The following is a 14,149-nucleotide window of genomic DNA, read 5'->3' as shown; positions in this document are numbered from 1 at the left end:
AACAACGTGCCACTATCAATAACATTATTATCAACGGCATCGCCAACGCGACCCCCGCTAATCTCATGCGACGAGCGGCTGCGCACTTCATCACCCATTCACAACGACCCTCTATACTTACCTCCTATACTGTTTCCTCATACATTCTTTCCAGCGGCTTGTCTTGCATCGCCACTGGTTCACTCGTTTTTTTATCCATCACAACTTGTAGAAACTATCGTATGAAAAAGACAAAAATTGTTTGTACCATCGGGCCGAAAACAGAATCGGAAGAAATGCTTAGCAACCTGCTGTCTGCTGGCATGAATGTTATGCGCCTGAATTTCTCTCACGGGGATTACGCAGAACACGGTCAACGCATCAAGAACCTGCGTGCCGTTATGGAAAAAACCGGTAAGCAAGCCGCCATCCTGCTTGACACCAAAGGCCCAGAAATTCGTACCATGAAGCTGGAAAACGGCGCTGACGTAACGCTGACCGCAGGTCAAACGTTCACGTTCACCACCGATCAAAGCATCGTGGGTAACAAAGATCGCGTCGCAGTAACCTACGCAGGATTTACCGAAGACCTCAGCGTCGGTAACACCGTTCTGGTCGATGACGGCTTGATCGGTATGCAAGTTACAGCAATCAACGGCAACGACGTCGTTTGTAAAGTGCTGAACAATGGCGATCTGGGCGAGAATAAAGGTGTCAACCTGCCAGGCGTTTCCATCCAACTGCCTGCGCTAGCTGAAAAAGACAAGCGCGACCTGATTTTCGGTTGCGAACAAGGCGTCGATTTCGTTGCCGCATCTTTTATCCGTAAACGTTCTGACGTTGAAGAGATCCGCGCTCACCTGAAAGCACACGGCGGCGAGCACATCCAGATCATCTCCAAGATCGAAAACCAAGAAGGTCTGAACAATTTCGACGAAATCCTGGAAGCATCCGACGGCATCATGGTTGCTCGTGGCGATCTGGGCGTTGAAATCCCGGTTGAAGAAGTGATCTTCGCGCAGAAGATGATGATTGAAAAATGTAACCTGGCACGCAAAGTGGTTATCACCGCAACGCAAATGCTGGATTCCATGATCAAAAACCCACGACCTACCCGTGCTGAAGCTGGCGACGTGGCAAACGCCATCATCGACGGCACCGATGCCGTTATGCTGTCTGGCGAAAGTGCGAAAGGTAAATACCCGCTGGAATCCGTTACCATCATGGCGACGATCTGTCAGCGTACCGATTCAGTGATGAAAAGCCGTCTGGATACCATCAAAACGCCTGGCGTACTGCGCATCACCGAGGCTGTATGCCGTGGCGCGGTAGAAACTGCAGAGAAACTGGATGCGCCACTGATTGTGGTTGCGACCAGCGGCGGTAAGTCTGCCAAATCTATCCGTAAATACTTTCCGAATGCCCGTATTCTGGCGCTGACGACTAACGACGTCACTGCGCGTCAGCTTCTGCTGAGCAAAGGCATTGATACGCTGCTGGTGAAGGAAATCGCCTCTACTGATGATTTCTACCGTATCGGTAAAGAAGCCGCGCTGAAAAGCGGTCATGCGCAGGCTGGCGATGTTGTGGTTATGGTGTCTGGTGCATTGGTTTCGAGCGGCACAACCAACACCGCTTCCGTACACCGTCTCTGATCCTAACTCTCAGATCGATAAAAAGCGCCTCAATGGCGCTTTTTTTATATTCTGAGACGACTTTCGACAGTGCGATAACCTAATTAATGCGTCTGTGTAACACCTCATTTAATAGCCTAATGTCTCAGAGTTATCCGGTAAAAATAGCACTGTTTTCCTTACTTTTTTAGTGAATATGTAAAACTCGCTGTTTCTTTGAGCGAACGATCAAAATTAAGCATGTTCTCATCAAAAATTTATTCTCATTAGAAAAAAGTTTGTGTAATACTTGTAAGGCTACATGGAGATTAACTCAATCTAGAGGGTATTAATAATGAATCGTACTAAACTGGTACTGGGCGCGGTAATCCTGGGTTCTACTCTGCTTGCTGGTTGTTCAAGCAATGCTAAAATTGATCAGCTGTCTTCTGACGTTCAAACTCTGAACGCTAAAGTTGACCAACTGAGCAACGACGTGAACGCAATCCGCTCTGACGTACAAGCTGCTAAAGATGACGCAGCTCGTGCTAACCAGCGTCTGGACAACCAAGTTCGTACTTACAAAAAGTAATCGAACTGGTTAAGTCGTGAAAATGGCGCACAATGTGCGCCATTTTTTTTGCCTGCGTTTTACCTTTTCAGCGTTTCTTTTCAATCCTTTTTTCGCTTTATCAGGCATCTTCATCCTTCTGCCTTATCTCTGGGCCAGCACAGATGCGCCTAAACGCATCTGGCCGATTTGTTTCATTATTACCGAGCAGTAGTGCTGATCGCTGTGATCGGCGCAGCCTGATGCGTTTTAGGCGCTTCTGGAGCCGATTCTACAGGTGGCTGGTAGGTATTGATGTCTTTTCCTACGCTAACCACGATTGGCATACCTGAACGACGCACAATCGCATCAGCAACAGCTTTACTGTCCGTCTCCGCGTCCTTAACAAACTTCTGCGTCTTCGCCGTCAGCGGAATCGGCATGGTTTGTGGATCGTCCTTATCGGTCTTCGACAGAGGCTGATGCACTTCCACGTAGCGTTTGCCGTCTGGTTCAACGGAAGTTTTAATCGCATCGTTAACAATCTGCACTCGCGTACCGATTGGCACGTTGTCAAACAACGCCTTGATGTCATCCGGGCGCAAACGAATACAGCCGGAGCTTACGCGCATGCCGATACCAAAGTCCGCGTTCGTACCGTGCAGCAGATAAACACCGCCGTGCGCTGATAGACGCAACGCGTGTAACCCCATCGGGTTATCCGGGCCAGCCGGAACGACAGCAGGCAGTTTAATGCCCTGTTCTTCGAGATAATGTTTACGGATGTTCGCCGTTGGCGTCCAGGTCGGGTTTTCACGCTTCTCGCTTACGCTGGTCGTCATCAGTGGCGTATTGCGCCCCAACTGACCGATACCGATCGGGTAAACGATGACGGTATTCTTCCCTTTCGGGTAGTAGTAGAGGCGCAACTCCGCCAGATTCACCACAATGCCTTCACGCGGGGTATCCGGCAGCAGCATTTGCGTTGGGATCGTGATCGTGGAACCCGCTGTCGGCAGGTAAGGATCCACACTTGGATTCGCTTCCATCATGCCCAACAGACCAATCTTGAAATCCGCAGCGATAGCTTCCAGCGGACGACCATCATTGGGGACCGTATAAGCGATATTCTCGCCGATAAGGCGGCTATTAGGTGGCGGTAGCGGGTATTCCGTCGCTTTAGCGGTGGTGCTGGTCAGGTATGCAGCAAAGGCCATACCAAGTAAAGTTAACGCGCGTTTCATATTAGGTTCCCTACATCACAGCTATACCCGTCATACTTCAAGCTGCTTGTTCGTTGGCTCCCTTACTCACCCCAATCACTTACTCATGTAAGCTCTTGGGGATTCGTTCGGTCGCCGCCTTCACGCAACTCGAATTATTTAGGGTATAATATATTAATTATCAAAAACATCCGGTTCTGTACCCAGAATGCAGTATCCGGCTGGCTATACCCTGTTTACTCCCGTCATACCTCAAGTTGCCTGTGCATTCGCCCTGCTGCAACCTAAATTTTTCAGGGGATATCTGGTGTCAATGCGGCTATTTTTGCCCCTTTCCACCGATCGTGGATATATATTAGCATTGTTGTAACAAAAGAATATTTTATTTAAAAATCAAAGCATTGATATTCAATTCTTTACAAAACAGAGTCAGCATAAAATTTAATGGAAAATAAATATACGGGACGAATTCTGAAATATCAGCGAGTTAATAAATCTGCCAAAAAACAATAGCGTGCCGTTGGTAAAATCAGTAAGTGAAAAAACAAAAAAGCGCTGGACGTTTTTTTCCGTCACAGCGCTTTACATGTAGAAAACAGGGAAGAAAATTAAAGTAGTGCAGTCGCATGCGCACGAATCGCGCGCAGCATCGCCTCAAGCCCCTGAGAGCGGGATGGCGTCAGATGTTGATTCAACGCCAGCGATTCAAAGAATGACCGCACATCCAGTTCAACAATATCCTGCGCTGTCAGTCCCTGATACAGGCTGAAAACCACCGCAATCAGCCCCTTCACAATGGCGGCATCACTGTCGCCGTGCAGGACGATAATGCCCTGCTCATCAGGCTTTGCCACAATCCAAACCTGGCTCTGGCACCCTGAAATCAGGTTATCTGGATTACGCCACTCATCGGGTAATGGATCAAGACGCTCTCCTAACTCGATGATATAAAGATATTTTTCTTCCCAGTCATTACAGCGCGCAAAGTTGCGCGCCAGTTTCTGCGGTTCTGGCAGACTCGCCATGCTTTCCTCCCCGAACAGATCCGCGCGTGGCGCTTAACTGCCCAGCAATCGATGGATACGTTGCAATCCGGCAACCAGCCGGTCAATTTCTTCGCGTGTAGTATAAACGGCCAGCGAGGCGCGGCACATACTGGGAACACCATAGTGTTCCATCAGCGGCATCGCGCAATGGTGGCCGGTGCGAATCGCAATACCGTACCGATCGAGGAAACTTCCGACATCATAGGCATGGTGCTGCCCAAGATTAAACGCAATCACGCCGTGACGCTCAGCAGGGCCGTACAGTGTCAGATCAGGCACCTGCGTTAACGCTTCCAGCGCATACTGCATCAGCGAGGATTCATAACGTTGAATGTCTTCACGCCCCAGCGCCGTCACGTAATCCAGCGCGGCACCTAAGCCTATGATACCACCCGTGTTGGGCGATCCCGCTTCAAAGCGCCACGGTGAATCAGCATAGGTAGTGCCCGTACGCAGGCTCACCTGACGAATCATCGCCCCGCCGCCTTCCCACGGTGGCATGGCCTGGAGCAGGTCACGTTTGCCGTATAGCACGCCAATACCCGAAGGGCCGTAGATTTTATGTCCTGAAAAGACAAAGAAATCACAGTCCAGATCCTGCACATCGACAGGCTGATGCATAATAGACTGCGCGCCATCGATCAACACAACCGCGCCCGCCGCTTTTGCCTGCACAATCATGGCTTTCACTGGGTTCAGCGTGCCCAATACGTTAGAGATCTGCGTCACCGCCAGCAGACGAGTACGTTCGTCCAGCAAGCCAGGAAGTTGCGCAACATCCAGCGTACCATCTTCAGCCAGCGGCAATACACGAACCTCAACGCCACGCGCTTCCGCCAGCATCTGCCAGGGAACGATATTCGCGTGGTGTTCCATCTCAGTGATGATCAGGTTGTCGCCCGGCTGGATGAAAGTGCGGCCATAGCTGTTAGCCACCAGATTGATGGCCTCCGTTGTCCCGCGTACAAAGACAATCTCTTCTGCTGAGGCGGCATTGATAAAGGATGCCACCTTTTCGCGCACCGCTTCCATCGTGCTGGTCGCCTGTGCGCTCAGCGTGTGAATGCCGCGATGCACCGCAGCATATTCATGGCGATAGAATTCGGCTTCGCGATCGATTACCGCGCGCGGTTTTTGCGCACTCGCGGCGCTATCAAGATAGGCTAACGGCTGGCCGTTAACCTCACTTGCCAGCAACGGGAAATCGGCGCGAACCCGTTCAATAGGATAACTCATCATACCGCCTTGCCGGCATTCGCCAGCGCGTTTGGCAAACGCTGCGCGATACGTTCCAGAACCACATCTCGCAGAGATTCGTTTTCAATCGCTTCTGTGACTTCCGCCGCAAAGGCGAAGATGATCATCTGTTGCGCATCCTGTTGCGTAATACCACGGGAACGCAGATAGAACAGCTGTTCTTCGTCCATACGGCCAATGGTGGCGCCGTGGCTGCATTTCACGTCATCTGCGTAGATTTCCAACTGTGGCTTAGTATCAACCTCAGCCAGTCGGCCCAACAACAGGTTGTTGTTGGTCATCTGCCCGTCAGTTTTCAGCGCATGCGGCGCAACTTTGATCATGCCGTTAAACACCGCTCTGGCGCGATCGTTGACGATAACCTTATGCAACTGACGACTTTCGCCATAACCCTGATTGTGCTCCAGATACGTTCGCGTATCACACACTTCGCTACCGACGGGCAGAATCAGGCTGTTCATGGACAGATTAGTGCCTTCGCCGTTCAACTGGGCGCTGGTGTTATGACGCGTCAGACCCGCCCCCAGCAAGAAGCTGTGGCTACGAACCCGAGCATCACGCGCCAGAACCAGATCGTTATGCGCGAAGTGGTAGCCCGCCGCCGCTTCAAACGCCAGCTTATAATGGCTAACCTGGCTATTTTCTGCCGCATTCACCGTCAGGCGCGCACCGGTAAAGTGGGCATGCTCATCCAGACTGACGTAGTGCTCGATAATTTCTGCGCTCGCGCCACGCTCAACGTTCAGATGATGACGATGGTGAACCGTGTTCAACGCCGCCGCCTGACAGCTGCTGATGTGCAACAGGTAAAGCGGTTTTTCCGCCTGCTGCCCGGCAGCCAGACGAATCAGCGTACTGGTGCTAGCCAGACTTTCAGTCAGGTGCAGGAACACTTCTGACTGGATGGCCGCAGGCAGCGCGCCACGCGCACGCGACGCCTGTACATCAACCTGATAAGGGCCCCAGTCGCTGTCGCTGAGTTCGGCATTAAATACGCCATCGACAAACACCAGACGCCAGCTATCCACGGCTAAGGCCACGGCATCTACCGCTGCACGATCGAGGGACGCTGCCTGCGGTGCGACAAATTCGTTGCTCAGCAAGCCATCCAGCGGCGTGTATTTCCAGTGCTCATGCTTACGGTGCGGTAAGCCAAGGCGCACTACGTCCTGCCAGTGTTGGTTAGCCTCTTCAGAACGGCGCGACGCATCACGCTCAAACAGGCCATGCCATTGTTGCAGCGCCTGCTCTTGCTTCTGGGCGATGCTGGTTTTACCCGTCGCGTTGTCGCTCGTCACATTATTGCTCGTCGGTAAGCCAGCCATAGCCTTGCTCCTCCAACTGTTTCACCAGCGAGAAATCACCGGATTTCACAATACGTCCCTGATACAGAACGTGGACGTGATCCGGTTTGATGTAATCAAGAATACGCTGGTAGTGCGTTACGATGATGAACGAGCGTTTGCCGTCGCGCAGGGAGTTCACGCCGTTAGAGACGATTTTCAGTGCATCGATATCCAGCCCGGAGTCGGTTTCATCCAGAATGCACAGATCCGGCTCCAGCGCCGCCATCTGCAGAATATCGTTACGCTTCTTCTCACCGCCGGAGAAGCCCACGTTGACCGAACGGGTCAACAAATCTTCCGGCATATTCAACAACTTGATCTTCTCTTCGATAAAGTCGGCGAAGTCAAAGCGATCCAGCGGTTCCTGCTCGCGGTATTTACGCACCGCGTTAACGGAGGTTTGCAGGAAGAACTGGTTGCTGACGCCGGGGATTTCGACAGGGTACTGAAACGCCATAAAGACGCCTTCGCCCGCGCGATCTTCTGGAGACAATTCCAGCAGATCCTTCCCTTTGAAGCTGACCGAACCGTCGGTCACTTCATATTCTTCACGTCCAGCCAGCGTTGCGGAGAGCGTACTCTTTCCTGAGCCATTCGGGCCCATAATCGCGTGGACTTCACCCGGCTTAATGGTGAGATTAAGCCCTTTGATGATCGCTTTACCTTCTACGCTGACTTTTAAATTTTCGATGCTTAACATGCTTATTCCTTCCAACGCCCAATGTGGCGAGCGCTTAATGAATTCCGGGACCGATGATTCTCATTATTCGTCTGTGAAAATCCCGGTAACTGCCGAATTAACCGACGCTGTGTTCCAGGCTAATCGCCAGTAACTTTTGTGCTTCTACCGCAAATTCCAACGGCAATTCAGAGAAGACGTCCTTACAGAATCCGTTTACGATCATCGAGATGGCGTCATCTTCGCTGATACCGCGTTGCAGACAGTAGAACAGCTGGTCTTCACCAATTTTCGAGGTCGTCGCTTCGTGCTCCAACTGCGCGGTATTGTTGCGCACTTCCACGTAGGGGAAGGTATGTGCGCCGCACTCGCTGCCGATCAGCATAGAATCACACTGGGTGAAGTTACGGGCGTTGGTCGCGCTCGGCATAATCTTCACCAGACCACGGTAGGTGTTCTCACTGCGTCCGGCGGAAATCCCTTTAGAGATGATGGTCGAACGGGTGTTTTTACCGATGTGAATCATCTTGGTGCCGGTATCGGCCTGCTGACGACCGTTGGTCAAGGCAACAGAGAAGAATTCGCCGACGGAGTAGTCACCGCGCAGAATAACGCTCGGGTATTTCCAGGTGATCGCTGAGCCGGTTTCTGACTGCGTCCATGACATTTTTGAATGCTCACCGGCACACAGCGCACGCTTGGTCACGAAGTTCAGAATTCCGCCTTCTGCGTCATCTTTACCGGAGAACCAGTTCTGCACCGTGGAGTATTTCACTTCGGCATTCTTGTTGATGATGACTTCCACTACGGCGGCGTGTAGTTGGTAGGTGTCACGAACCGGTGCAGAGCAGCCTTCGATGTAGCTGACGTAACTGTCGTCATCGGCGATCAGGATTGTACGCTCGAACTGACCGGTTTTCGCCGCGTTGATGCGGAAATACGTCGACAGTTCCATCGGGCAGCGCACGCCTTTCGGGATGTACACAAACGTGCCGTCAGAGGCGACCGCCGAGTTCAGCGCCGCAAAGAAGTTGTCGTTCGCCGGTACGACCGTACCGAGATACTGACGCACCAGTTCGGGATGCTCCTGAATCGCCTCGCTGAATGAGCAGAAAATAATGCCTTTTTCAGCCAGTTCATGCCGATACGTGGTCGCAACAGATACGGAGTCAAAAATCGCATCAACCGCAACTTTCTTGCCCTCACGGACAGGAACACCCAACTGATTAAACGCATTCTCTACTTCGCTGGTCAGGTAATTATTCACGTCCGTAATCCCGGATTGCTGCTTGGCGCCGGGCTCAGAGCCGCAGCTGTCATCGCAGTTACCGCAGGAAGGCGCGGAATAATAGCTATAGTCCTGATAGTCCAGTTTCTCGTAATGGGCTTTCAGCCAATGCGGTTCTTCCATCTCCAGCCACGCGTTGAAGGCATTGAGACGGAATTCCAGCATCCACTCAGGTTCATTACGCTTCGCCGAGATCGCCCGTACGACATCTTCATTGATGCCATGCGCCAGCTCATCGGTTTCCAACTGCGTGAAGAAACCTTCTTTATAGCGTCCATCACCCATCCAGATCTGGACATCATCAGGTACATCTACCGTGCTACGTGCCATAATTTTTCATCACTTAAATGCCAAAGCTTTCGCCACATCCACAAGCATGCTGCGCTCTGGGATTATTAAACTTGAATATCTGATTCAGCCCTTCACGGACGAAATCAAGTTCTGTGCCGTCAATGAAAGGCATCGCTTTCAGTGGGACATACAGTTTTGCGCCATCACGTTCGAAGACCAGATCGTCGGTCTCAAACTCCTGCACCAGATCCAGCACGTAGCCAAACCCTGCACAGCCTGACTGTTTAACGCCGAGCCGCAGTCCTTGCACGGCTTCATCCTGCTTCATCAGATTCTTAATCTGCTTCACGGCGCTCTCGGTGAGCGTCAGTCCTTGCCAGACATTTTCATCCAGTGAAAACGTCCCTACATTTTCCGCTTGCATATGGAATACCTCATTGCGTGTGGTACCAGTTTTAGGCTGGTTTCCCCTAATGTTAGTGATAATGAAACTAGCTTCAACCTCTTGTTTCGCAGGGCTATTCGTAACATTTCGGTTTTTAGCGAGCCAATAACGCTATTTTACACGTCTCTGACGCGCCAAACAATGCGGCAACAAATCAACTAACCAATTGATAATAAATGAATTAATATCATTACACCTATCCCTTCCGAGAAGGTAAAAATCATCATCTCGTTATCATTATTATAACATTTATCGGCGATACCTATTTGTAAAACAGGGAAGGTATATGAAGATTTATGTGATTTCCGATCGCATTTTTGACGTTAAAGCACATTTTGCCCATTGATCATGGCCTTTTTTATCAATATGATAATGATTATCATTTCATTTTCAGGATCGATAACCATGCTTTCCGTGAATGCCTGGCTGCACCATCAAATTGACGAATATAAATTTCAGATTCGCGATGCCACCGTTGATTTCTATATGGCGGAAGCTCGCCTGAACCGTCCAGGAAGCAATATTGACCATTTACGTCGCTATCATAACGCCTGCATGGACATGGTTGAACTCTGTCTGAGAAATGGCGATGACGACAGCTATCTGCATGCACTGGCCAAGCTGCACAATCGGTTGATTAAAGAGATTAATAATGAAGGGCGTTGTCACCTCTTTCGAGTGCAAAGCTACTACTTTGCCCGTAACACGCTGAAGTCGATTTGCCATCAGTTAAGCATGCAAGGCTCATGGGATAAAGCCACCGAGTTTCAGACAGACTTCGTTAAGCGCGTACCGTTTCTCCCCTGAAGAGCAATGTTTTCTCAGAACAACCGAACCAGACCCGCCAGCAGTCTGGTTCAGTGCTTCATGTTTACAGTTTTACGGTGTAATGACCGACGTCGTCAGACGTGAAATGCAACACAGGCGATTCTGATTATCAAAAATCTCAATCTGCCACACCTGGCTACGGCGGCCAACGTGAAGCGCCCGGCACACGCCCCGCACTTCTCCTTCACGCACGGCTCGCAGATGGTTGGCATTAATTTCCAGCCCCACAACTTGCTGATCGCCTTCAGAACACAAATAGCCCGCGACGGAACCCAGCGATTCCGCCAGCACAACAGACGCGCCGCCGTGCAATAAGCCAAATGGCTGGCGCGTGCGAGAATCTACCGGCATCACCGCTTCCAGAACATCATCCGCGATATGGGTATAGCAAATACCGACATGACCCACCATACACGTTTGGCTCTGTTGATTCAGTTGCTCAAGCGTAACCTGTCGTTTCCATAACATCAGATAATCTCCAGCAAGGCCTGTAGCGGATGGCGCAATGCGCTACCCTCCATGCGTTTCACCTGACTGCGGCACGAATAGCCGGTAGTCAGGCAGCGTTTCTGCGGTAACTTCTGCAACACCTGCTGCCAGGACAATGCATAGATTCCCTGCGAGTTAGCAAGGTTCTTGGTTTCATGCCCGTAGGTTCCCGCCATGCCGCAACATCCGACGCTGACATTCTCCAGTTTGGCACCAAAGCGCGAGAAAATGTCTGACCACTGTTTCGTGCTGATCGGCAGCGCCGTGGTTTCCGTACAGTGGCCCAGCAGATACCAGGATTCGCCAGTAGCAGACTGCGGCGTGCTGTCTGCCAAAGCCGTCATCAGCCATTCATGCACCAGTTGCACCTGAAAATCGCCACGTTTCTCACCCAGAATTTCACGGTATTCGTCGCGATAGCACAGCACCAGCGCGGGATCGACGCCCACCATTGGCACCCCCAGTTTAGCTACGCGGTTCAGGAAATCTGCCGTCTTCGAGGCCGTTTTGGCAAAACGCTGCAAGAAGCCTTTAATGTGCTGCGCTTTTCCGTTTGGCGAGAACGGCAACAGCACCGGTTTCAGCTTCAGTTTTTCGATCAGGTGGACGAAATCAGCCACCACCTGCGCATCGTAATAGCTGGTAAACGGATCCTGCACGATTAACACATACTGCTGGCGCGCCGCTTCCGGCAACTGTTCCAGCTGTTCCAGCGTGGTGTTGACGCCGCTATGCCCGGCAAACTGCTGACGCAGCGACGGCGATGACAGCAAGGGCAAATCGACCATACCAATCTGGCTGCGGCTCAGGTTATTCAGCAGCGGCATTTTCAGGAAGAAGTTAAACGTCTTCGGGCTGCGCGCCATCAGCGGCGCATAGCTTTCGACACCGGCCACCAGATAATCACGCACCGGACGCAGATAGCGCGTGTGGTAAAGTTGCAGGAAGCGAGAGCGGAAACCGGGCACATCAATTTTGATAGGGCACTGCGTTGAGCAGGCTTTACACGCTAGACAGCCCGACATCGCGTCTTTGACTTCGTGCGAAAAATCGTAGTCCCCTTGCTTCGCCTGCCAGGTATTGCGGGTCTTCTGGATAAACGCGCGCAGGCTCAGCTTCTGCTGCGGCAAGGCGTTCTCCAGCGTGACCGGATCGACGCCCTGCTCCGCCAGCAGGCGTAACCATTCACGAACCAGCGTCGCACGACCTTTCGGTGAATGAATACGGTTGCCGCTGATTTTCATCGACGGGCACATTGGGCTACGGGCATCAAAGTTAAAACATAGTCCGTTACCGTTACATTCCATCGCGCCACGGAACGCGGTACGCACCGTCAGCGGGATCGTGCGATCAAAGGTGCCGCGCTTGACCGCATCGACTTTCATCATCGGCGCATCCACGTCCAGCGGCGCACAAATTTTTCCGGGATTAAGTCGGTTATCGGGGTCGAACGCCGCTTTGATACGGCGCAGTTCGGCATACAGCTCCGGCCCAAAGAATTCAGGGCTGTATTCGGCGCGGAAGCCTTTGCCGTGTTCGCCCCACAGCAGACCGCCATACTTGGCCGTCAGCGCGACAATTTGGTCGGAAAGCTGCTTCATCAGCATTTCCTGTTGCGGGTCGCACATGTCCAGCGCGGGACGAACGTGCAGCACCCCTGCGTCCACATGGCCGAACATACCGTACGTCAGGTTATGGCTGTCCAGCAGCGCACGAAACTCTTCGATGTAATCCGCCAGATGCTGCGGCGGCACGCAGGTATCTTCCGCAAACGGAATCGGTTTCGCCAATCCTTTGCTGTTGCCCAGCAGCCCGACGGCTTTTTTCCGCATCGCGTAAATACGCTCGATTCCGGCCAGATCGTTACAGGTTTGGTAACCAATCACCCCGCCTTCTCCGCTTGCCAGCAGCGTATCCAGCCGTTGACAGAGTGAGTCGACCTGCCCGTTAATCAGTGCTTCATCATCCCCCGCGAACTCAACGATATTCAGGCCGAGCATTTCCTGATTAGGCACATCGGTAATCAGTTCGCTAACGGAATGCCAGACGATATCTTCGCGGGCAAGGTTTAAGACTTTGGAATCCACAGTTTCAACGGATAACGCTTTCGCTTCCACCATGAACGGTGCATTGCGCAACGCGGAGTTGAAGGAGTCGTATTTGATATTGACCAGACGACGGCTCTTCGGCAGCGGCGTGATATCGAGCTTCGCTTCGGTGATAAACGCCAGCGTCCCTTCCGCCCCGGTCAGAATACGCGTCAGGTCAAAGGTACGGAGATCGTCGCTGAACACATGGCGCAGGTCATAACCCGTCAGAAAACGATTCAGCTTAGGGAACTTGTCGATAATCAACGCACGCTGTTCGCGACAGCGGTGCAGCACCGTATGGTAAATACGGCCGATGGCGGAATCTTCTAACGCCAGTTTCTCTGCCAGCTCGACCGGCATCGCCTGCGTATCCAGCATTTCGCCGCCCAGCAGAACCGCACGCAGCCCCAGCACATGGTCTGAGGTTTTACCGTACACCAGCGAACCTTGCCCTGATGCATCGGTATTGATCATGCCACCCAGCGTCGCTCGGTTACTGGTCGACAGTTCAGGTGCAAAGAAATAGCCGTAAGGCTTCAGGTACTGATTAAGTTGGTCTTTAATCACGCCAGCCTCGACGCGTACCCAGCCCTGTTCTGGATTGATCTCCAGAATGCGGTTCATATAACGCGACATATCGACCACGATGCCGCGATTCAGCGCCTGCCCGTTCGTTCCTGTCCCGCCACCGCGTGGCGTAAAGGTCAGCCCGGAAAAACGCGTATCACCCGCCAGCCGCGAGAGGATCGCCACATCGGCGGTTGAGCGTGGGAAAACCACCGCATCCGGCAAAAGTTGGTAGATACTGTTATCCGTTGCCATCGTCAGACGATCGGCATAATTAGTCGCCGTATCGCCTGTGAATCCATTTTTCTTCAATGCTTCCAGAAAATTAAGCACCGGCTGGACCAGCCCGGGAGATTGCGTGATCTGTGGGATCATTATTTTTTGACCCTGTCCGTACATGATGTGTTTGCCAATATGTCGTGAAATGCCTGTGAAGAGTCTGCTATAGCCGCTCTGTC

At 52.0% G+C, this 14,149-nt stretch carries 12 protein-coding genes; 3 read left to right on the top strand and 9 right to left on the bottom strand.

Features of this window, described 5'->3' with window-relative positions:
* Positions 1–221: 221 nt before the first annotated feature.
* Both pykF and EO763_RS09315 read left to right on the top strand, forming a co-directional pair.
* Complete coding sequence (gene pykF / locus EO763_RS09320; RefSeq protein WP_044205113.1) at positions 222–1,634, top strand: pyruvate kinase PykF; 1,413 nt, start codon at positions 222–224, stop codon at positions 1,632–1,634.
* Between the two features lie 313 nt (positions 1,635–1,947).
* On the top strand, positions 1,948–2,184 hold the full coding sequence (locus tag EO763_RS09315) for a major outer membrane lipoprotein (protein ID WP_005970385.1): 237 nt from the start codon (positions 1,948–1,950) through the stop codon (positions 2,182–2,184).
* A 179-nt stretch (positions 2,185–2,363) separates the two neighbouring features.
* On the opposite strand, the gene EO763_RS09310 is transcribed toward EO763_RS09315, so the two are convergent.
* The 7 genes from EO763_RS09310 to sufA all read right to left on the bottom strand — a co-directional run bounded on the left by EO763_RS09310 (position 2,364) and on the right by sufA (position 9,696).
* Positions 2,364–3,386 carry a L,D-transpeptidase family protein gene (locus EO763_RS09310; protein ID WP_161528769.1) on the bottom strand — a complete coding sequence of 341 codons (1,023 nt, stop codon included), beginning with the start codon at positions 3,384–3,386 and terminating at the stop codon, positions 2,364–2,366.
* 587 nt (positions 3,387–3,973) lie between these two features.
* Complete coding sequence (sufE, locus tag EO763_RS09305; RefSeq protein ID WP_161528768.1) at positions 3,974–4,390, bottom strand: cysteine desulfuration protein SufE; 417 nt, start codon at positions 4,388–4,390, stop codon at positions 3,974–3,976.
* 33 nt (positions 4,391–4,423) lie between these two features.
* Positions 4,424–5,647, bottom strand: coding sequence for a cysteine desulfurase SufS (gene sufS, locus EO763_RS09300; RefSeq protein WP_161530367.1), 1,224 nt, complete (start codon positions 5,645–5,647; stop codon positions 4,424–4,426).
* The gene (gene sufD, locus EO763_RS09295) at positions 5,647–6,993 is read right to left on the bottom strand and encodes a Fe-S cluster assembly protein SufD (RefSeq protein WP_161528767.1); all 1,347 of its coding nucleotides are present in this window, start codon (positions 6,991–6,993) and stop codon (positions 5,647–5,649) included. The genes sufS and sufD overlap by 1 nt, the downstream gene beginning before the upstream one ends.
* Positions 6,968–7,714, bottom strand: a complete 747-nt coding sequence (gene sufC / locus EO763_RS09290; protein WP_161528766.1) for a Fe-S cluster assembly ATPase SufC — start codon at positions 7,712–7,714, stop codon at positions 6,968–6,970. The genes sufD and sufC overlap by 26 nt, the downstream gene beginning before the upstream one ends.
* Before the next feature lie 97 nt (positions 7,715–7,811).
* Complete coding sequence (sufB, locus tag EO763_RS09285; protein ID WP_161528765.1) at positions 7,812–9,311, bottom strand: Fe-S cluster assembly protein SufB; 1,500 nt, start codon at positions 9,309–9,311, stop codon at positions 7,812–7,814.
* Positions 9,312–9,324: 13 nt separating this feature from the next.
* On the bottom strand, positions 9,325–9,696 hold the full coding sequence (gene sufA / locus EO763_RS09280) for a Fe-S cluster assembly scaffold SufA (RefSeq protein WP_039489096.1): 372 nt from the start codon (positions 9,694–9,696) through the stop codon (positions 9,325–9,327).
* A gap of 426 nt (positions 9,697–10,122) precedes the next feature.
* Between sufA and EO763_RS09275 the strand changes: the two genes are divergently transcribed.
* The gene (locus EO763_RS09275; RefSeq protein WP_010297788.1) at positions 10,123–10,524 is read left to right on the top strand and encodes a hypothetical protein; all 402 of its coding nucleotides are present in this window, start codon (positions 10,123–10,125) and stop codon (positions 10,522–10,524) included.
* A 72-nt stretch (positions 10,525–10,596) separates the two neighbouring features.
* On the opposite strand, the gene menI is transcribed toward EO763_RS09275, so the two are convergent.
* Positions 10,597–11,013: a 1,4-dihydroxy-2-naphthoyl-CoA hydrolase gene (gene menI, locus EO763_RS09270; RefSeq protein ID WP_161528764.1), complete on the bottom strand. Its 417-nt coding sequence runs from the start codon at positions 11,011–11,013 to the stop codon at positions 10,597–10,599.
* On the bottom strand, positions 11,013–14,066 hold the full coding sequence (gene ydiJ, locus EO763_RS09265; RefSeq protein WP_161528763.1) for a D-2-hydroxyglutarate dehydrogenase YdiJ: 3,054 nt from the start codon (positions 14,064–14,066) through the stop codon (positions 11,013–11,015). Before ydiJ ends, menI begins: the two co-directional genes overlap by 1 nt.
* Positions 14,067–14,149 lie beyond the last annotated feature (83 nt).

Origin of the sequence: Pectobacterium odoriferum (assembly GCF_009931295.1) — a bacterium.
Classification (GTDB): domain Bacteria; phylum Pseudomonadota; class Gammaproteobacteria; order Enterobacterales; family Enterobacteriaceae; genus Pectobacterium; species Pectobacterium odoriferum.
Note: the sequence above shows the minus strand (reverse complement) of the source record. Positions and strands in the feature narration are given on the sequence as shown.

Excerpts from the sequence above, each read along its gene's own strand:
- sufB (WP_161528765.1), bottom strand. The coding sequence starts at position 9,311 with ATGGCACGTAGCACGGTAGATGTACCTGATGATGTCCAGATCTGGATG.
- sufE (WP_161528768.1), bottom strand. The coding sequence starts at position 4,390 with ATGGCGAGTCTGCCAGAACCGCAGAAACTGGCGCGCAACTTTGCGCGC.
- EO763_RS09275 (WP_010297788.1), top strand. The coding sequence starts at position 10,123 with ATGCTTTCCGTGAATGCCTGGCTGCACCATCAAATTGACGAATATAAA.
- sufA (WP_039489096.1), bottom strand. The coding sequence starts at position 9,696 with ATGCAAGCGGAAAATGTAGGGACGTTTTCACTGGATGAAAATGTCTGG.
- EO763_RS09310 (WP_161528769.1), bottom strand. The coding sequence starts at position 3,386 with ATGAAACGCGCGTTAACTTTACTTGGTATGGCCTTTGCTGCATACCTG.
- ydiJ (WP_161528763.1), bottom strand. The coding sequence starts at position 14,066 with ATGATCCCACAGATCACGCAATCTCCCGGGCTGGTCCAGCCGGTGCTT.
- sufS (WP_161530367.1), bottom strand. The coding sequence starts at position 5,647 with ATGAGTTATCCTATTGAACGGGTTCGCGCCGATTTCCCGTTGCTGGCA.
- menI (WP_161528764.1), bottom strand. The coding sequence starts at position 11,013 with ATGTTATGGAAACGACAGGTTACGCTTGAGCAACTGAATCAACAGAGC.
- sufC (WP_161528766.1), bottom strand. The coding sequence starts at position 7,714 with ATGTTAAGCATCGAAAATTTAAAAGTCAGCGTAGAAGGTAAAGCGATC.
- sufD (WP_161528767.1), bottom strand. The coding sequence starts at position 6,993 with ATGGCTGGCTTACCGACGAGCAATAATGTGACGAGCGACAACGCGACG.
- EO763_RS09315 (WP_005970385.1), top strand. The coding sequence starts at position 1,948 with ATGAATCGTACTAAACTGGTACTGGGCGCGGTAATCCTGGGTTCTACT.
- pykF (WP_044205113.1), top strand. The coding sequence starts at position 222 with ATGAAAAAGACAAAAATTGTTTGTACCATCGGGCCGAAAACAGAATCG.